Raw genomic sequence first — 19,349 nt, forward strand, 5'->3', positions numbered from 1 at the left:
AACCCGGCTTTTCCTTTTCCCCCCCTCCCCCCCCCCCCCCCCGAAACGGTATCAGAAATTATTTTTTATTTTTAAGTTTCTCAACTCTTTTTATTTCATTTAAAAGCAATGGGAACGCCGGATGAGCCATTCCGCCGTGATCAAAACCATCCAATTCATACAGAACTGTTTCTTTATGACCTTTCAGCTTCATCATTCGCCACATATAAGCGTTTTCTTCATATCTTCCGAGAAGCTCTTTTTCACGGTCACCGGTAATAAGAAGCAAGGGTGATGCATCGGAACGGATAAAATGCAGAGGAGCCATTTCATCGATTCTTGCATCTAATTCATCAATTCCTTTTTCTTTCCTTGTCGTAAAATGCGAAATCATTTGTCCGCTGAAAGGGATAATTCCCGCCAGTTTATTGGCGTCGATCTGGTATTTATTCAAATACGATTTATCCAAACCAACCATGGATGCAAGATAACCACCCGCAGAATGACCTGTAATGAAAATTAATTCTTCGCTTCCGCCATAATTTTTAATATTTTTAAAAACCCAGGCTGTTGCAGCCGCGGCATCTTCAATGTATTTTGGAGCTTTTACTTTTGGAGAAAGGCGATAATTAACTCCAATTACGGCCACTCCTTTGCTTTTTAATTCTTCGGGAATATCTTTTTCTCCACCTGTAATTCCGCCCCCATGAAACCAGATTACGGTTGGAAATTTTTTAATATTAGTAGGAATATAAACATCCAAAACACATCTTTCATTGATATATGCATCAGATCTATTCGTTTTCTCATCGTAATAATGAATATTGCTGATGGTTTTATAATCCTGCGCAAATATTTGGATTGAAATTAAATTAAGAAAGAGTATAAAAAGAATTTTTTTCATTTTGAATATTTTGGAGTTTAATTGAAATAAATCCCACAGACAATTCAGTTTAAGTTTTATTTCAAATTACAGATTTTATTTGCCCCGAATGCACGAATTAATGAAGATTTTATTAATAACAAAATATCAAATTCGTGCATTCGTGGCTATCTTAATTTTACGCAATCAGCTATAGAATCCGCAAAATCTGTTGGACTATATTTTTTTTTAAATCTTCGTCAGTTTAGCATACTTCAAAATCAGATTCTTCTCGCCCTCATGCAAGAAAACAACTTTGGCTTTGATATTTTGTGGATCTGTTCCGTCTAAGAAGGCAACCTCCCCAATTCCGAAACGATCGTGTCTTACCTTGTCTCCCACTTCAATATCCTGAGAAGAAGCTCCGCTCGGATTAATGATTTTTGCTGTACTTACAGGTTTTAGTTTTCTTGGTTCAGCAATCGGCTTGTCGTTTTCGCTTTTAGAAATTGTTTTCTTTTCAACTTTTTTGAAGCTTCTCACTTCTGAAGGGTGCTCATCAAAAATATTGGAACTGATTCCGGATTTGTTGATAAATCGTCCTTCCATTGCCGGATTCAGGAACTCAATAAACTGATCATCGACCTCACTTAAAAATCGTGAAGGTTCAGCATCCGTAATTTTTCCCCATTGAAAACGGGAAACTGCGTATGAAAAAAATGCCTGTTTTTCGGCCCTTGTTAAAGCAACGTAAAATAAACGTCTCTCCTCTTCAAGGTCTTCTCTGGTTGCCGAACTCATAAAGCTCGGGAACAAATTTTCCTCTAATCCTACCAAGTGAACGACAGGAAATTCAAGACCTTTTGACAAGTGAATTGTCATTAAAGAAACCATATCTTCGTCACCATTCTTTTTATCTTGAGTATCGGCAGAAAGGGCTATATTTTCAAGGAAATTCGGTAAACTCGGGTCTCCGTCTTCGATCTGCATCTGTTCTTCAATGAAACCCTGCATCGAGTTCATCAATTCCTGAACGTTTTCTACCCTTGATATACCTTCCGGAGTCTGGTCGTCTTTTAAAAATTTAATCAAGCCGCTTCTTTTAGCCACTTCCATTGCAACATTATAAGCAGTCTCTGTTTTAAGCAAAACCTGAAATGCTTTGATCATCGACCAAAAATCGCTCAGCTTGTTTATCACACCATTATTAAAACCTAAATGCGGTGCATAAATCGGGAGATTATCCAAAACTTTAGAAACCGAAAGATTTTGTGCATCAGCAAAGACAATCAACTTGTTTTGAGTAGTTTCGCCAATTCCTCTTGCCGGATAATTGATGATTCTCATCAAAGCTTCAGAGTCATTTTCATTGACCAAAAGTCTCAAATAACCCAACAAATCCTTAACTTCCTTTCTTTGATAGAATGACAAACCGCCATAAACTTTATACGGAATATTTTTTCGTCTTAAAGCATCTTCAAACGCACGGGTTTGTGAATTGGTACGGTATAAAATCGCAAAATTGCTGAATTTCCTTTGCTCTCGGTTGTGAAGTTCCCAGATATTTCCGGCTACGAAATTGGCTTCATCAGCATCGGAAAGCGAACGGTATACTTTTATTTTTTCACCTTCTTCGTTTTCACTGAAAACATTTTTCTTGAACTGCTGAAGGTTTTTGGCAATAACAACATTGGCTGCGTTTACAATATTCTGTGTCGAGCGGTAATTTTGTTCCAGAGAAACGGTTACGGCTTCCGGATAATCTTTTTTAAAATTTAAAATATTATAAATATTCGCTCCACGGAACGAGTAAATCGACTGTGCATCGTCTCCGACCACACAGATATTTTCGAATTTCGAAGCCAAAGCTTTTACAATTAAATACTGAGAGTGGTTCGTATCCTGGTACTCATCTACCAAAATATATCTGAATCTATCTTGATATTTCGCCAAAACTTCAGGAAATCTTGTTAAAAGCTCATTGGTCTTCAATAACAAATCATCGAAATCCATTGACCCATTTTTAAAACATTCCTCTACATATTTCTTATAAATTTTCCCCATGAATTTCATATTGGCTTTTTCATCAGCCTCCATTAATTCCGGATTATTTTCATAAGCTCTTACCGTAATCAGATTGTTTTTATAATTCGAAATTCTTGCTAATACTTTTTTAGGCTTGTAAAGATCACCATCAATATTTAAATCTTTAATAACTTTTTTAAGCACATTCAAAGCATCCTGCTGATCGTAAATCGTAAAATTGGAAGGATATCCTAAATAGTGAGCCTCACTTCTCAAAATTCTTGCAAAAACCGAGTGAAAAGTTCCCATCCAAAGGCTTTTCGCATTGCTTTGTCCTACAACTTTTGCAATACGCTCTTTCATTTCTTTCGCCGCCTTGTTGGTAAAGGTAAGCGCAAGAATATTAAAAGGATCTATTCCATTGGTAATCAAATGAGCAATACGCATCGTAAGAACACGTGTCTTCCCGGAGCCCGCTCCCGCAAGAACCATTAATGGCCCCTGTAACGTCGTAACCGCTTCAAATTGTGATTCATTCAGTCCTTTCAAATAATCCTCCATACTGCAAAAAAATTAGGAATACAAAATTAGTGTATTATAAGGAGAATTCAAATTCAGATTAAAACTCTTATTGAATAGCATTATTATCAATTAAATTACAAGAAAATCTTTTTTATAAATTTATGATGATTACTTTATATAAGTACGTATTCTGGCTATCATATCTCCCATATCAAATGGCTTTGCAATAAAATCATTGGCTCCCGCATCCAGTGCAGACTGTTCTAATCCTCTGCTTGCCGACATTATTAATACCGGAATATCGCGAAGGTTCTCATCGGCTCTTATTGTACGGCTAATATCTCTTCCGTCTTCTCCCGAAAGCCACATATCCATTAAAATAACATCGGGTTTTGGTTGTGAATTTAAAGCATTAAGCATATCTGATCCTTTGTAAAATTTAGATATCGTTAAGCCTTCAAATTCCATCATCATTTCGATAGAATCAACAATGGCAGGACTGTCATCCAAAACTAAAACTTGTGCAGAAGTAGACATTTATATTTTAAATTTAGGTATTTCGAAGCAAAACTCAGACCCATTTCCCTCAATAGAATGAACATAAATTCTGCCTCCCGTTCGTTTTATAATTTCTGATGAAATAAAAAGACCAAGTCCCAAGCCGGGAAATGTATGTTCTTTCGTCTCATTTACCCGATAATATTGTTCAAAAACTTTCTGCAGTTTATTTTCCGGAATTCCTATACCGAAATCTTTTACGCTGAATTTAATTGTATTATCCTGCAAATCTGTTGAAACCTCAATTTTATCTGCATCAGGAGAATATTTAATAGCGTTGCTGATAAGATTGCTCATTACCTGAGAAATCCTGTGACGATCGGCAGTTACATCTCCTATCTTATAATGATTGAACAAGATTCTGTGTCTTGCTGTCATTTGCTGCTCGGCAATTATTTCATCCACCAGCTGATCAAAATCAAACTCAGATTCATTTAACTGAATCTTTCCTTTCTGAATTTTTGTGACGTCCAGCAAATCGTTGACTAAATCTGTTAATTTATCGATCTGATGATTCATTCTCCTTGCTACCTCGGCATTTCTGGTATCAGACTGCTTATTAAGATTTTGCTCAATAAATTGAGTGTATAATTTAAGACTTGTAAGCGGTGTTTTGAGTTCATGACTGGCAATGCCGAGAAAATTATCTTTCTGTGCCTGTAGCTGTTTAAAGTCATCAATGTCTGTAAATGTTCCAATCCATTGTTTTATTTCTCCTTTTTCGTCTATGTTAGCAACAGCTCTTCCTAAAAACCACCTGTATGTATCAGGGTTCTGAGGATCCAAAAATTCATATTCCACTTCAAACGGCTTTCCTGTTTTGACACTTTCATCCCAAACTTTCAGGACTTCAGGATATACTTCAGGTTTTATAATTTTTTCTATCGCTTCGTTGACATCATCATCTTTACTGAATCCCATATATTTATACCAACTATCATTCATATACGTTATCTTGCCATTCTTATCACACGTCCATACAAACTGCGGCATCGAGTCAGCAAGATCTCTGTATTTTTTTTCGCTTTCCTGAATTTTTGTTCTTGCTTCTACCAGATCGGTAACGTTTACCGCCATATTATGAATGGCATACACTTCTCCAGCAGAGTTCTTTAAAGGTTTATAAGAAAAATTATAATAAAAAGTCTGGAGTTTACCATCTACAACAAGCTCTACCTTATCTTCTGTTGCAGTATATGTTTTTCCGGTTCTGAATATATCTTTCAGAATACCTATGAACGGCTGTCCCTCAAGCTCAGGAAGGGCATCTTCAAGCTTCATCCCAATTACAGATTTATCTTTACCCCAGGTTTTAAGCATCGGCTCATTAGCAAGCTCAATCAACAGATCTTCCGAGCGATAAATTGCTATGGAATAGTCTGACTGCTTAATCAGATCCTCAAAACGGTATTCACTTTCTTTCAGCTTTTGCTCCGAAACTACCTGATCCGTAACTTCTGTAGCCACAATACTTACTCCTATTATTTTTTGATGATCATTATAGACAGGCGCGTATATGAAGTTGAAAAAATGTTCTTCATAACTTCCATATTTTTGCAGAAAAACAGACCATCTATTTCCGTTGAATGTTTCTCCTTTTTTGTAAACATGATCAAATATTTCAATAAATCCTTGAGATTTTATTTCGGGAAGTGCCTCAAACAATGGCTTTCCGATAACTGATTCATCACGTCCCCAAAGCTCAAGAATCTGAGGATTTGCACTATTAATAATAAACTCATCCCCGATTACCAGTGACATTGCGACAGGTGCTTTACTAAATAAAACAGACAGTGAGTCCTGTGAAATATTATGATGTAAAAAATTTTCCATTTCAACGGTTTACAGTCTGCAAAAATAGATGTTATTTTAAACTTCACGATAACTTTAAATACCACATAAGTTTTTAACAAATATTCTTAATTGTTTACAGAATAAACTTTTTTATTTTGTTAATGTAACAATTAACGTATTTTTGACACTCATTGATAAAACAATTTCTATTTATGAAAAAACGACTTCTTAGTGCTGCAGCGGCTGCCTTTTTCGGAGTGATGCTTAATGCACAGCAAATCAAATTTGAAGAGTATGATTTACCAAACGGTTTACATGTAATCTTGCATCAGGATAATTCTGCGCCGGTAGTTACAACAGGTGTAATGTATCACGTTGGAGCAAAAGATGAAGTAGTGGGAAGAACTGGTTTCGCACACTTTTTTGAGCACCTTTTATTTGAAGGAACTCCAAATATCAAAAGAGGAGAATGGTTTAAAATTGTTTCTTCGAATGGCGGACAGAACAATGCAAACACTACAAACGACAGAACTTATTATTACGAAACTTTCCCCTCAAACAACGAGCAGTTAGGTCTTTGGATGGAGGCAGAAAGAATGCGTCATGGTATCATCAACCAAATCGGGGTAGATACTCAGAGAGAAGTTGTAAAAGAAGAGAAAAGACTGAGAATGGATAACCAGCCTTATGGAAATCTGTTCACAAACGTACAGAAAAACCTTTTCACAAAACACCCGTACAATTGGTCAACAATCGGTTCTATGGAAGATCTGAATTCTGCAAAATTAGAAGAATTTCAGGCTTTCTATAAAAAATATTACGTTCCGAACAACGCAACATTGGTTGTAGCAGGAGACATCAAACCTGAGCAAACAAAAAAATGGATTGAAACATACTACGGAAGCATCCCGAAAGGAACAATTTATCCTAAAAACTTCCCGAAAGATGAGCCAATTACAAAAGAAAAAGAAGTAACAGCTTATGATCCGAATATTCAGCTTCCAGCTTATGTTTTCGCATACAGAACGCCGGGTAACAAAGAGAAAGATGCATATATTCTAGATATGCTTTCTTCATATTTAAGTAACGGGAAATCTTCAGTTTTATATAAAAAATTGGTAGATCAGGAGAAAAAAGCGCTTCAAGTAGCGGCTTTCAATCAAGGTCTTGAAGATTACGGTATTTTTGCATTTTTTGCAATCCCAATGGGAGCTACAACGAAGCAGACTTTACAGACAGACATCGATGCTGAAATTAAAAAACTTCAGACGACTTTAATTTCTGATGAAGATTACCAAAAGCTTCAGAATCAGTTTGAAAATCAGTTTGTAAATGCAAACTCAAGCATTCAGGGAATTGCTGCTTCATTGGCTACAAACCATGTATTGATGGGAGATACAAATCTTATCAACAAGGAAATCGACATTTACAAATCGATCACCAAGCAGGATTTACAAAATGCGGCTAAAAAGTATTTAAATTCTAACCAAAGAATCATCCTTAATTACTTACCTGAAAAAAAATAATCGTATAAAGACATCCGTGTTTTAGATATGATTATAAATTTTAAATTTTTTACAATGAAAAAACAATTTACCTATATAGCCGTAGCATTTTTATTCTCAGGAATGCTTTCTGCACAAAAAATTGACCTTAATGCGATGCCAAAACCGGGACCAACTCCTGCCATCAACATTGCAAAACCTAAAACTTTCCAGCTTAAAAACGGGATAACCGTAATGGTGGTTGAAAACAACAAATTACCGAGAGTAAACGTGAGCCTTTCTATGGACAGACAACCTTATTTTGAAGGTCCTGTAGCCGGAGTAAGCGAAATCATGGCAGATCAGCTTGGTAACGGAACAACTACGTTAAGCAAAGACGCTTTCAACAAAAGAGTAGACTTTTTAGGAGCTAACTTAAATTTTTCTTCTGCAGGAGCTTCTTCTAACTCCCTTTCGAAATATTTCCCTGAAGTTTTGAATTTAATGGCTGATGCCATTATCAATCCTAAATTTTCTGCTGATGAAATTACAAAATCTAAAGAAAGAGCTATTGAAGGATTAAAATCTTCAGAGAAGAGCGCAGATGCAATCGCTTCAAGAGTTTCAAATGCATTAGCTTACGGAAAAGATACTTCAAGAGGAGAATTTGAAACAGAAGAATCAATCAATAAAATTCAGCTTGCAGATGTTCAGAATGTGTACAAAAAATATTACGCTCCGGACAATGCATATCTTGTGATTGTAGGTGACGTAAAATTTGATCAGGTAAAGCCAATGGTTGAAAAAGCATTCAACAACTGGAAAAAAGCAGATACAAAATTCCCTGCTTTAGAACCTGCTGCAAATGTTGCTAAAACAGAGATCAATGTAGTAGATGTTCCTTCTGCAGTACAGTCAGTAGTTTCTGTAGGAAACCTGAATACATTGAAAATGAAGGATCCTAATTATTTCCCTGCAACAATTGCCAACTACATTCTTGGTGGTGGTGGAGAAGCCAGACTTTTCATGAACCTGCGTGAAAAAAACGGATTTACTTACGGTGCTTATTCCGATATGAGCGCAAGCAAATATTCTCCTTCTTTCTCTGCTGAAGCAAGTGTAAGAAATGAGGTTACTGACAAAGCAGTAAAAGAATTCATGAACGAAATCAATGGAATTTCTACAGTAAAAGCAGATGAACTTGAAAATGCTAAGGCAAAATTGAAAGGAAGCTTCATTATGGCATTAGAGCAGCCTGCAACCATTGCAAGATTTGCTGTTAACCAAAAAGTTCAGGATTTACCTGCTGATTTTTATACCAATTATTTAAAATCTATCGATAAAGTAACTGCAGCTGATGTTTCTAATGCCGTGAAAGCTACTATTTTGCCTAATCAGAGCAGAATTTTCATCGCTGGTAAAGCTTCTGATATTTCTGAAGGATTGGAAAAATTAGGTTACCCTGTAAAATATTACGATGCTTATGCAAATCCAGTAGCAAAACCAACAGTTCAAAAAGTTGATGCAAGTGTAACTGTGGCTTCTGTTGTTGATAAATATATTAATGCAATTGGTGGCAAAGCTAATTTGGCTAAAATAAATTCTTACACTACCAACGCATCAATGTCTATGCAAGGGCAGAACCTCGATTTTAAAATTGTTAAAGCGCAAGGAGGAAAAGAGCTTCAAACAATTTCTGCTGGTGGAATGACAGTTCAAAAACAGGTTTTTGACGGAAAAACAGGTTATTCTGAGCAAATGGGACAAAAAGTTCAAATGACTAAAGAAGAAATTGCTGACAATTTGAAAAACACTGAACTTTTCGAGGAATTAGGTTTTGCAAAATCTGCAGATTACAAATTAGCAGGAATTGAAAAAATCAACGGTGAAGATTCTTACGCAATCAAATCTGGTGATAAAGCTTATTACTACAGTGTAAAAACAGGTCTTAAAACAGGAGAAACAGAAACTGTAAGCGCGCAAGGGCAAACATTTACTGTTCCTACAACTTTTGCTGATTACAAAGATGTTTCTGGTGTGAAAATGCCTTACACCATTACCGTAAACCAGATGGGTATGGAAATGGTGATGAAAGTGAAATCTTACGAGGTAAACCAGGCTAAAGATTCTGACTTCAAATAAGAATTTATATATTTTTTGATAAAACGGTGGCTTTTGCTGCCGTTTTTTATTTTTAGCGTAAATCTTATTTTGTTGTTCGATAAAAAAAGATTAAATTTGCCCATTCAAAAAGATATCAGAATTAATGGATACTATATTTACACTATTGATGGTTCTAATTATGATTGCCAGCGTTTTATTGGTAATCGTTGTAATGGCTCAAAACCCGAAAGGCGGAGGTCTTTCGAGTACATTCGGAGGTGCTTCTTCTGCACAGTTCGGAGTACAGAGAACCAATGATTTTATGGAAAAATCTACATGGACCCTTGGAACAGTAATCATCGTTCTGATTTTGATAAGTGTTGTGGTAACAGGTAAGCCTAAGCAAACAGCAGCCCCTATTCCAACACCGGCTAAAACTGAAGCTCCTGCAGAAAAGGCTCCGGCTTCTACTAAAACTTCAGCTCCGGTAAGCGTTCCGGCTTCTAAATAAGCAATTATTACTTAAGATAAAATGAAAGCAACTCCATTGAGTTGCTTTTCTTATTTCAGTTTGATTTGTTCGATTTTGTGTCTGAGTTTTAAACCAGCTTTCAGAAAAGAATACTGTAAAGGTTTGCTTTCTTTGTAATATTTATCGATGAAAATCTGCATTGCCCCATAAAATCTTTCCAGATAAACATTATCTTTTATTGTGCTCTCTCCTTTATGATGAAGAATGGAAGCTCTACCATAATAATAGTTTTGATAACCGTGATTCAGCAAAGTGTAACAAATATCGATATCTTCGCCGTACATAAAATATTTTTCGTCTAAACCACCTATTTTATTATAAGCAGCTTTTTTAATCAGAAAAAATGCTCCGGTTATTACTTCAACCTCAGCAATTTCAAATTCTCCGATATCGTTTCTGTAATAGGACTTTGAGGTATTTTTTTTAAATTTTGTAAACAGTTTCTCGAAAGAATTAAACATATCCGGAACCGATCTCTTACTTTCAGGAAGAAATACACCGTTTGCATCATGCATTCTCACTCCTAAGCATCCAAATTTAGGTTTCGAATCGGCAAAATCCAACACTTCATTCATATACAAACCTTCGATTTCCGTATCGGGATTTAAAATCAGAAGATATTCGCCTTTAGCAGATTCAATGGCTTTATTATTGGCTTTAGCAAAACCATCATTCGTTTCGGAAGCAATAAAATGAAATTCAGGAAACTCAGAAATAAGATTTTTCCACGAAGAATCGGTTGAATTGTTATCAATCACAATGACTTCATAACTGACATTTTCTAAATATTTTTTAATAGAAAACAGACAGTTTCTAAGAAGTTGAGTTACATTATAATTAACGATAATCACAGAAAGTTTTACCATCTTCTAATCCTTTTCGTTATAAGGCAATCTATTCACTATTGATCTCCCTAAAGAAATTTCATCTGCATATTCCAGCTCATCGCCTACAGAAATCCCTCTTGCAATACTTGAAAATTTAATATCAAAATTCTTAAACTTTTTGTAGATATAATAAGCGGTTGTGTCACCTTCCATGGTTGCACTTAAGGCAAAAATAAGCTCTTTCGCTTTGCCTTCATTCAGTTTCCTTTCTATACTCGAAATATTCAATTGGTTTGGTCCTACTCCTTCCATTGGAGAAATTTTCCCGCCTAAAATAAGATATTTCCCGGTATACTTTCCTGTATTTTCAATTGCAATCACGTCACGAACATCTTCTACAATACAAACTACATCATCATTTCGCTTATGATTACTGCAGATTTCGCAAATATCAAAATCTGAAAAATTATGACATTCTTTGCAATATTTTATTTCATTAACCAGATTAATGAGTGATGTTCCCAGATTTGTTGCTCTCGAATTGGGTTGTTTCAGCAAATGAAGCGCTAAACGTAAAGCCGTTTTTCTGCCAATTCCCGGAAGTCCGGAAATTTCTTCTACTGCTTTTGCCAATACTTTACTTGGATAATCCATAATTACAAAAATACGCATTAAACTTGTAAAATAAATCTAAAAGCAGGTAATGAGGTATGATTTTTGATAACTAAAGATTTTTTTTAAATTCACAATTAAATGATTTTAAAAGTCTAGAATTATTTAAATTTACCTTTCAAAATATAAACTTGAAAATAAACTAAAATGGTACTTAACAACTTAAACTATCCGCTGGATTTTAAATTTAAAATCACAACGCTTGCCAGCGATTTCAACATTACAGACAGAAACGGGAATTATGTAGCATACGTTCGTCAGAAAATGTTTAAACTGAAAGAAGATGTGGTTGTTTTTAATGACGAAAGCAAGACAAAAGAACTCTTCAGAATTCAGGCAAACCAATGGATTGATTTCAATGCGTCATATTCTATCAAAGATGTATTCAACACAAAAAACTTCGGAAGATTAGCAAGAAAAGGTGTACGCTCTATATGGAAATCTACTTACAATGTCTTGGATGAAGCAGATCAGCAGAAATTCACAATTACAGAAGATAACGCCTGGGTAAAATTTTTCGACGGAATGGTAGGTGAAATCCCAATCATCGGGATGTTTACCGGATATTTTTTAAATCCTTCGTACACGGTAAAAGGAATTGACGGAAAAGAATATTTCAGACTAAAAAAAATGCCTTCGTTCTTTGGAAGAAGATTCCAATTAGACCGTTTGATTGATATTGATGATGAAGACGAAAGTTTGGTTGTTTTATCTTTATTGATGATGGTTCTTTTGGAAAGAGCAAGAGGATAAAAACTACTTTTAGCGATCTGCATTTTGCTTTTTTCTTAATTTTAAATAATATAAAAAATGAAATATTTAATCATTTTCTTTTCAGCATTCTTAGTTATTGCCTGCAAAAAGGATAAAGAAACTATTATAGATTCTCCAAAAACAGATTCTACAGCTTTTGTAAAAGATTCTGCAAAAACGGATGTTCAAAGTGCCAATATTGCAGTTGATACATTTCCTTTTCCAAAAGAAATCAAAGAATGTTCTTGCTATTTTGCCAAGAACAAAGCAGATTTTGAAAACGAAAAATACATTTACGCCGATGATGCAGGGAAAACAGCTTATATGATGCTTGACGGAAAAAGATTAGCTATGAATCTTATTTCATCCAGCGACATGGAAGTCGATGAAGAACTGACGAAGGAAATAGAAAATGAGAATTATAAAATTTCAGTAAAAGGTAAAAAGATCAAGCATGAAGAAGCTTTGCTTTTTGAAGGCACTTTAACGATTGAAAAACCTGACGGAAGCAAGACATCGATGCCAATTTATGGCGAATGCGGATGCTAAAGCAATAAGCAATAAGCAATAAGCAATAAGCAATAAGCAATAAGCAATAAGCAATAAGCAATAAGCAAAAATAAGTGCTACTGAATTTCGGGAGCATTTTTTATTTTGTAATTTTGATAAAAATAAATTTTATGGAATTATCCAATATAGAACCGCAGATTATCTGGAAAAATTTTTCCCGTTTAAATACAGTTCCGAGACCTTCTAAAAAAGAAGAAAAAGTAATCGCTTTCATTAAAGAATTTGGTGAGAATTTAGGACTGGAAACTACAGTTGACGAAGTAGGAAATGTGATTATTAAAAAACCGGCAACTCCTGGAATGGAAAACCGTAAATCGATTGTCATGCAGTCGCATCTGGATATGGTTTGCCAAAAAAACAATGATGTCAATTTCGATTTTGAAACTCAGGGAATCCAGATGGAAATTGATGGAGACTGGGTTAAAGCCAAAGGTACAACTTTAGGTGCTGATAATGGCTTAGGTGTAGCAACGATTATGTCAGTTCTTGAAAGCTCAGACATTCCGCATCCTGACCTGGAAGCATTATTTACGATTGATGAAGAAACAGGAATGACAGGAGCTTTAGGTTTAAAACCGGGACAACTAACAGGACAAATTTTATTAAATCTTGATACCGAAGAAGATGATGAAATTGACATCGGCTGCGCAGGAGGAATTGATGTGACCATCACTCAGAACTACGAAACTGAAGCAGCAAACGGACAGTTTGTAAAAATTGAAGTAAAAGGCTTACAGGGAGGACATTCAGGAATGGATATTCACAAAGGTTTCGGGAATTCCAATATTATTTTAGGCAGATTCTTGTATAAAGCTTTGGAAAACCAAAATGTCCAGTTGGTTTCTATTGATGGCGGAAGCTTGAGAAATGCAATTCCGAGAGAAGCTTTTGCCATTATTTCGGTAAGAAATGCTCAGGAATTCATTGAACATGTAACCAACGGACTGAAGAAACAGATTTTAGAAGAATTTGCTTCTATCGAGCCTGCTCTTCAAATCAACATCGAAAATACGACAAGTTCTGAGAAAGCTCTTTCAGAAGTAGATTCAAAGAAAATTATTTTAGTTTTAAAATCATTGCATAATGGTGTTTACAGAATGAGTCCTGATGTACAGGATCTGGTAGAATCATCAAACAACGTGGCAAGAGTTGAATTAAAAGAAGGCGGTTTAAAAATACTAAACCTTTCAAGATCATCTGTAGAATCGTCAAAAGATTCTGTTGCAGAACAATTGAAATCTGTAGCAGAATTAGCAGGAATGAACGTAGAATTTAGCGGTTCTTACCCAGGATGGAAACCAAAACCGGGTTCTGAAATCGTTCAGCTGATGGAAAAAATCTATGTTGAAAAATTCAGCGAAAAACCTCATGTTGTTGCTTGTCACGCCGGTCTGGAATGCGGAATTATCGGAGCCAATTATCCTGAAATGGAGATGGTAAGCTACGGTCCAACCATCAGAGGCGCACACTCTCCTGATGAAAAAGCAAATATCAGTTCGACCCAGAAATTCTGGGCTTTCACTAAAGATATTTTAGCAAATATCCCTTTTAAATAGGGATTATAAATATTGTTTTGAATATCCAAAGTCATTTGATTTTGGATATTTTTTTAATAGGTTTTGGCTAAAGCCAATCGATTAATTCATTTTATGTAGGTGGGCTAAAGCCCACCCCTATTGAATACAAAAACACCGACAAAACAATAATTAATAAAAATCACAATATGATTCAATAGGAACGGGCTTTAGCCCGTTTATAATAAAAAGACAATCCTTTGGCTTTAGCCAAAACTTAAAAATAATTTCTACTTTTGAAAAAAACAACACAAATGTCTTATCTCAAAATTTACATCCATATTGTCTTTTCTACAAAAAATAAACTTCCATATTTTGCTACTTTAGAACAAAGAATTAAAGTTTGGAAACATATTAAAGATAATGCTTCTGAAAAAGGTATTTTTCTGGATATGGTCAACGGATATTCTGACCATTGTCATTGCTTAATTTCATTAGGTTCAAATCAAAACATTGAAAATATTGTTCAACTTATAAAAGGCGAATCATCTTATTGGATTAATAAAAATTGTTTAACAAAAGAAAAATTTGCATGGCAAGATGAATATTTTGCGGTTTCCGTTTCCGAATCAAAAATCGAACAAGTAAGAAATTATATTAAAAATCAAAATACACATCATCAGAAAAAGACTTTTGACGAAGAATATCAGGATTTTATGGAGAAATACAATTTTGAATAAATTTTGGCTAAAGCCAATGGAAAATTTAATTTTGTCGGTGGGCTGAAGCCCACCCCTATTGAATGATAAAACTAAATTACATTAATGTGCTAAAACACACCATAAAAATGATAAACTAATTCCTCATGAAAATCATAACCAACAATCGCCTCGACCTCGAACAAAAACGGCAAATTCTGCAATTATGGAATAACGAATATCCGGAAAAGCTGGCTTACAAAAACTTGGAAGGTTTTGAAAATTATCTTGAAAAACTCCATAATGTCAATCATTTCCTTTTAACAGATAATGAAGAAATTCATGGTTGGGCAATTACTTTTATAAGAGATAGCGAAATTTGGTTTGCGATTATCCTTTCAGGAAATATTCACGGGGAAGGTTGGGGAACCAAAATGTTAAATGAGCTGAAACGAAATAAAACTGAGCTTAACGGTTGGGTAATCGACCATAACAATGATAAAAAAATCAATGGGGAGTTTTATAAATCTCCTTTAGAATTTTATTTAAAGAATGAGTTTAAAGTTTTATCAGATGTTAGATTAGAACTGGAAATAATGTCCGCGGTTAAAATAAAATGGACAAAAACAATTTAAAACAATGAAAAGTATTACTGTATTTTGCGGGTCAAGCTTTGGTTCGGAAGAAATTTATAAAGAACAAGCCTATTGGGTTGGAAAAACATTAGCAAAGGAAAACATCCGTTTAATTTATGGCGGAGCAAATGTGGGTTTAATGGGTGCTGTTGCAGATGGAACGATTCAGAATGGAGGAAAGGCAATTGGCGTTCTTCCTCATTTTTTACAGTCTAAAGAAATTGCACATACCAATCTTACCGAACTGATTTTAGTGGAAACTATGCACGAAAGAAAAACCAAGATGAATGAGCTTTCAGACGGTGTGATTGTTCTTCCCGGAGGTTACGGAACTTTGGAAGAATTTTTCGAAATGATTACCTGGGCACAACTCGGACTTCATAAAAAACCAATTGCGATTCTGAACATTTACGGATTTTATGATGACTTAATGAAGATGGTTCAGACCATGGTTGATAAAGGATTTTTAAAGCAAATCAATCAGGAAATGCTTTTAGTGAGTGACAATATTGGTGAGCTTTTAGAAAAAATGAAAAACTATCAGGCTCCGACCGTCGGAAAATGGATTTCTAAGGAGGAAATTTAAATAATATGGGGCTGGATATTTGTCATTGTATTTTAGTAGAGAAAGATAAAAATTTGGTTGATTATCATACCGTTGAAGACTTTGAAAACAATATTGAATTTTTAGATCATCATAGAGAAAAAATCATTTCAGAAGATAGCAGTGAAATCATTTATTACAAAGATATCGGCCATATCAGAAAACAAGTGTATGAAGACTTTCTAAAAGAATATCAAAATAACAAACTGTACTTCCGTAAAACAGATGTTATTAATTTTAAGAAATATCTAAAAGCTGACAATCCCGAAAACCAGGCAAGTTTAGAAAAATATTTTCAAGAAAACTTCATAGATAATTTTCAAGAAAATGAAAGTATATTTTTTATATCCTACTAAAACCAATACTATTTAACATAGACCCTTTGAAGCAATAAAATACCCCTCGAATTTTACTCGAGGGGTATTTTTATTTATTACATATCTTTTATAATGTTTAAGGATAAGGAGCAATCTCTACTTCCAGTCCTTCCATATCCATTGCCATGTGTAATTGGCAGCCCAATCTGCTGTTCTCTTGTACATGGAAAGCTTCACCCAACATAGCATCTTCCTCATCCCCCATTGGCTCAAGTCCGGGATCATTGATTACATAAACCTGACAGGAAGCACACATTGCCATTCCGCCACAAACTCCGATGGTTCCTTCTTCTGCCAATTCATACGAACGGATGATTTCCATTAGATTCATAGACATATCCGTCGGTGCAACGACATCATGAGTAACACCTTCTCTATCGGTAATCTTTATATTTATATCGCTCATCTTAGTTGATGGTTAATGGTTTAATGGTTGATGGCATTTGTTTTACTAACTAATAACCAACAACTAACAACCAGATTAATCTATTTTCTTTACTACTGCTTTTTCAGCTTCTTTACGGCTTCCGTCGAAACCATCTACCCCACTTACGGTTGTATATTTTAAAACGAATTTCTTACCCGGATTTAATCTATTGTAAACACTTTGACACATTAAAGTTGCTTCATGGAAGCCACAAAGAATCAGCTTCAGTTTTCCAGGATAAGTGTTGATATCACCAATTGCGTAGATACCGTCGATGTTGGTTTGATAATCCAATGCATTGTTTACGACGATTGCATTTTTTTCAATATTCAATCCCCAGTTTCCTATTTCTCCCAATTTTGGAGTTAAACCGAATAATGGAATGAAATAATCTGTGTCAATATCGTAAGGATCCTGTCCGTCAACTGCAACAGTGATTGCTTCCACTTTTCCGTCTCCTTTGATTGCGGTAACCTCTGCAGGAGTAATTAATTTAATTTTGCCCTGATTTTTTAAATCCTGAACTTTCTCTACAGAATCCAAAGCACCACGGAATTCGTTTCTTCTGTGAATTAAAGTAACTTCACTCGCAACATTCGACAAGAAAATACTCCAGTCAAGAGCTGAGTCTCCACCTCCTGCAATGACCACTTTTTTATTTCTGAAATGTTCAGGCTCTTTCACAAAATATTCAAGACCTTTCTCCTCGTAATCGGCAATATTTTCAATAGTCGGTTTTCTGGGCTCGAAAGTTCCCAATCCTCCTGCAATAGCAATCGCTTTAGCTCTGTGAATCGTCCCTTTGTTAGTTACCACCTCAAACCATTCATCATCAACTTTTGTGTAAGAAACAGCCGTTTCTCCTAAAGTGAAACCAGGCTGAAACTGCTTAATTTGCTCCATTAAATTATCTACCAGTTCACCTGCATTTACAGACGGATAACCTGGAATATCAAAAATCGGTTTCTTAGGATATAGCTCTGCCAACTGACCTCCCGGTTGTGGAAGTGCGTCGATGATGTGACATTTCATTTTCAGCAAACCTGCTTCAAATACGGCAAATAGCCCAGTTGGTCCCGCTCCGATAATTAATATATCTGTAGTAATCATAATATGATGATAATTTAATAATTTGTAGCTGCAAATTTACTAATTTTAATGCGAAGCATATTTAATAATGCCTAAATAAAAAACTGAGATTTATCAAAGACACGCAAAAAACTGAAAATGAAAAACTTGGCAGTGTTTTTGTAAAAATGTAATTTATGAAGAAGATACTTACTATCATTGCAATATTTGCCTTTTTTTTAGGCTATTCTCAATTGACCAATGTTGCAGACGGCGAATCTCTTACTTTAAGAATCCACTATGGGTTCTTGAATGCAGGAACTGCCAATCTTACTACAAAAAAGGTAAATTATAAAGGTGAGCCTCATTTATACGTAAAAGGAACCGGACAGACAACCGGAGCGGTACGCGCATTTTTCAAAGTAGAAGACTTGTATGAAAGCTATATTAATATGGAAACAGAGTTACCCAGCTTTTATGTAAGGAATGTAAAAGAAGGCAGCTATAGACAGCATCTGCAAACTGTTTTTAATCATGACAATCAGACTCTCATATTAACAGACAAAAAGACTCCGGCAAATGGTTCCAAAACAATCAAATCTGTGAAAGGAGTTCAGGATATGCTTTCCTGCTTTTATTTTCTGAGAAGTAAAAGCCCTGCGGAACTTAAAGTAGGAACAATAATCAATATGAATGTATGGATTGATGATGAGATGTTTCCTTTTCAGCTGAAAGTTACGGGAACAGAAAATCTAAAAACAAAATTCGGAACCATCAATGCTTTAAAAATTATTCCCTCTGTAAAGAGTGGTAGAGTTTTCAAGGAAAAAGAAGGCGTAACAATGTGGGTATCTAATGATGCGAACCATATTCCTCTGTTGCTAAAAGCCGAGCTTGCTGTTGGATCTTTAAAAGCCAGTATCGATGATTATAAAAATGTAAAATACCCTTTAAAATTCAGCAAATAAAAATAAAACCTCCGAGATTCTTCTCGGAGGTTTCCTGTAAACCTAAATTAACATAAATTCTGGAATCATTCCCAGGATAATTATGAAACTCTTTTTTCCTGTTCCTGCTACAGAGCTTTACAGTTCTGTAATCATACTAAGGATTAACTCATTTGTGTTTAAATTGAAAATTTCTTTTTAAGTATCTATTACAGAGCTTTACAGCTCTGTAATGATGACACTTAGGTTAATCAATTGTGTTTTTATTATGCGTTTTAATGATCTTGGTTTAGTATCTTATACAGAGCCTAAAAAGGCTCTGCTTCAGATACTCTTATTTTCGTCATTTGTGTTTTCAATCCACTTCAAAATCCCGTTTGTCTAGTTCACACACCACC

The 19,349-nt window shown here is 35.0% G+C and carries 19 protein-coding genes; 11 read left to right on the top strand and 8 right to left on the bottom strand.

Annotated elements, in window-relative coordinates:
* Positions 1 to 58: 58 nt before the first annotated feature.
* The 4 genes from ACR1PN_RS08725 to ACR1PN_RS08740 all read right to left on the bottom strand — a co-directional run bounded on the left by ACR1PN_RS08725 (position 59) and on the right by ACR1PN_RS08740 (position 5,779).
* Complete coding sequence (locus ACR1PN_RS08725; protein ID WP_433979724.1) at positions 59 to 883, bottom strand: alpha/beta hydrolase; 825 nt, start codon at positions 881 to 883, stop codon at positions 59 to 61.
* 207 nt (positions 884 to 1,090) lie between these two features.
* Complete coding sequence (locus ACR1PN_RS08730; protein WP_433979725.1) at positions 1,091 to 3,427, bottom strand: ATP-dependent helicase; 2,337 nt, start codon at positions 3,425 to 3,427, stop codon at positions 1,091 to 1,093.
* Positions 3,428 to 3,556: 129 nt separating this feature from the next.
* Positions 3,557 to 3,925, bottom strand: a complete 369-nt coding sequence (locus ACR1PN_RS08735) for a response regulator transcription factor (RefSeq protein ID WP_433979726.1) — start codon at positions 3,923 to 3,925, stop codon at positions 3,557 to 3,559.
* Positions 3,926 to 5,779 (bottom strand): ATP-binding protein, encoded by a 1,854-nt coding sequence (locus tag ACR1PN_RS08740; protein WP_378182006.1) that lies wholly within the window; start codon positions 5,777 to 5,779, stop codon positions 3,926 to 3,928.
* Positions 5,780 to 5,952: 173 nt separating this feature from the next.
* On the opposite strand from ACR1PN_RS08740, the gene ACR1PN_RS08745 reads away from it, so the two are divergent.
* From ACR1PN_RS08745 to secG, 3 genes are all read left to right on the top strand, one after another.
* On the top strand, positions 5,953 to 7,266 hold the full coding sequence (locus tag ACR1PN_RS08745) for a M16 family metallopeptidase (RefSeq protein ID WP_433979727.1): 1,314 nt from the start codon (positions 5,953 to 5,955) through the stop codon (positions 7,264 to 7,266).
* 54 nt (positions 7,267 to 7,320) lie between these two features.
* On the top strand, positions 7,321 to 9,366 hold the full coding sequence (locus tag ACR1PN_RS08750; RefSeq protein WP_433979728.1) for a M16 family metallopeptidase: 2,046 nt from the start codon (positions 7,321 to 7,323) through the stop codon (positions 9,364 to 9,366).
* A gap of 124 nt (positions 9,367 to 9,490) precedes the next feature.
* Entirely contained in the window at positions 9,491 to 9,838 is a 348-nt protein-coding gene (secG, locus tag ACR1PN_RS08755) for a preprotein translocase subunit SecG (protein ID WP_378182015.1), read from the top strand.
* A 50-nt stretch (positions 9,839 to 9,888) separates the two neighbouring features.
* On the opposite strand, the gene ACR1PN_RS08760 is transcribed toward secG, so the two are convergent.
* Both ACR1PN_RS08760 and recR read right to left on the bottom strand, forming a co-directional pair.
* Positions 9,889 to 10,725: a glycosyltransferase family 2 protein gene (locus ACR1PN_RS08760; protein ID WP_433979729.1), complete on the bottom strand. Its 837-nt coding sequence runs from the start codon at positions 10,723 to 10,725 to the stop codon at positions 9,889 to 9,891.
* A 3-nt stretch (positions 10,726 to 10,728) separates the two neighbouring features.
* Positions 10,729 to 11,340 (bottom strand): recombination mediator RecR, encoded by a 612-nt coding sequence (gene recR / locus ACR1PN_RS08765; RefSeq protein WP_378182021.1) that lies wholly within the window; start codon positions 11,338 to 11,340, stop codon positions 10,729 to 10,731.
* 165 nt (positions 11,341 to 11,505) lie between these two features.
* Here recR and ACR1PN_RS08770 point away from each other — a divergent pair, with 165 nt between their 5' ends.
* The 7 genes from ACR1PN_RS08770 to ACR1PN_RS08800 all read left to right on the top strand — a co-directional run bounded on the left by ACR1PN_RS08770 (position 11,506) and on the right by ACR1PN_RS08800 (position 16,488).
* Positions 11,506 to 12,111 carry a hypothetical protein gene (locus ACR1PN_RS08770; RefSeq protein ID WP_378182024.1) on the top strand — a complete coding sequence of 202 codons (606 nt, stop codon included), beginning with the start codon at positions 11,506 to 11,508 and terminating at the stop codon, positions 12,109 to 12,111.
* A 57-nt stretch (positions 12,112 to 12,168) separates the two neighbouring features.
* Positions 12,169 to 12,660, top strand: a complete 492-nt coding sequence (locus tag ACR1PN_RS08775) for a hypothetical protein (RefSeq protein WP_433979730.1) — start codon at positions 12,169 to 12,171, stop codon at positions 12,658 to 12,660.
* 131 nt (positions 12,661 to 12,791) lie between these two features.
* Complete coding sequence (locus ACR1PN_RS08780) at positions 12,792 to 14,237, top strand: aminoacyl-histidine dipeptidase (RefSeq protein ID WP_433979731.1); 1,446 nt, start codon at positions 12,792 to 12,794, stop codon at positions 14,235 to 14,237.
* Between the two features lie 272 nt (positions 14,238 to 14,509).
* Entirely contained in the window at positions 14,510 to 14,935 is a 426-nt protein-coding gene (gene tnpA / locus ACR1PN_RS08785) for an IS200/IS605 family transposase (protein ID WP_433979732.1), read from the top strand.
* A 125-nt stretch (positions 14,936 to 15,060) separates the two neighbouring features.
* Positions 15,061 to 15,528 (top strand): hypothetical protein, encoded by a 468-nt coding sequence (locus ACR1PN_RS08790; RefSeq protein ID WP_433979733.1) that lies wholly within the window; start codon positions 15,061 to 15,063, stop codon positions 15,526 to 15,528.
* 4 nt (positions 15,529 to 15,532) lie between these two features.
* Positions 15,533 to 16,114, top strand: coding sequence for a TIGR00730 family Rossman fold protein (locus tag ACR1PN_RS08795; protein ID WP_433979734.1), 582 nt, complete (start codon positions 15,533 to 15,535; stop codon positions 16,112 to 16,114).
* A 5-nt stretch (positions 16,115 to 16,119) separates the two neighbouring features.
* Positions 16,120 to 16,488: a hypothetical protein gene (locus ACR1PN_RS08800; protein ID WP_433979735.1), complete on the top strand. Its 369-nt coding sequence runs from the start codon at positions 16,120 to 16,122 to the stop codon at positions 16,486 to 16,488.
* Between the two features lie 97 nt (positions 16,489 to 16,585).
* On the opposite strand, the gene ACR1PN_RS08805 is transcribed toward ACR1PN_RS08800, so the two are convergent.
* Entirely contained in the window at positions 16,586 to 16,915 is a 330-nt protein-coding gene (locus tag ACR1PN_RS08805) for a ferredoxin (protein WP_378182046.1), read from the bottom strand.
* Positions 16,916 to 16,990: 75 nt separating this feature from the next.
* Positions 16,991 to 18,046, bottom strand: coding sequence for an NAD(P)/FAD-dependent oxidoreductase (locus ACR1PN_RS08810; RefSeq protein WP_433979736.1), 1,056 nt, complete (start codon positions 18,044 to 18,046; stop codon positions 16,991 to 16,993).
* A 155-nt stretch (positions 18,047 to 18,201) separates the two neighbouring features.
* On the opposite strand from ACR1PN_RS08810, the gene ACR1PN_RS08815 reads away from it, so the two are divergent.
* Positions 18,202 to 18,972 (top strand): DUF3108 domain-containing protein, encoded by a 771-nt coding sequence (locus tag ACR1PN_RS08815; RefSeq protein WP_378182052.1) that lies wholly within the window; start codon positions 18,202 to 18,204, stop codon positions 18,970 to 18,972.
* The last annotated feature ends 377 nt before the right edge of the window (positions 18,973 to 19,349 follow it).

Origin of the sequence: Chryseobacterium sp. RLHN22, from assembly GCF_051011795.1 — a bacterium.
Taxonomy (GTDB): Bacteria; Bacteroidota; Bacteroidia; order Flavobacteriales; family Weeksellaceae; genus Chryseobacterium; species Chryseobacterium zhengzhouense.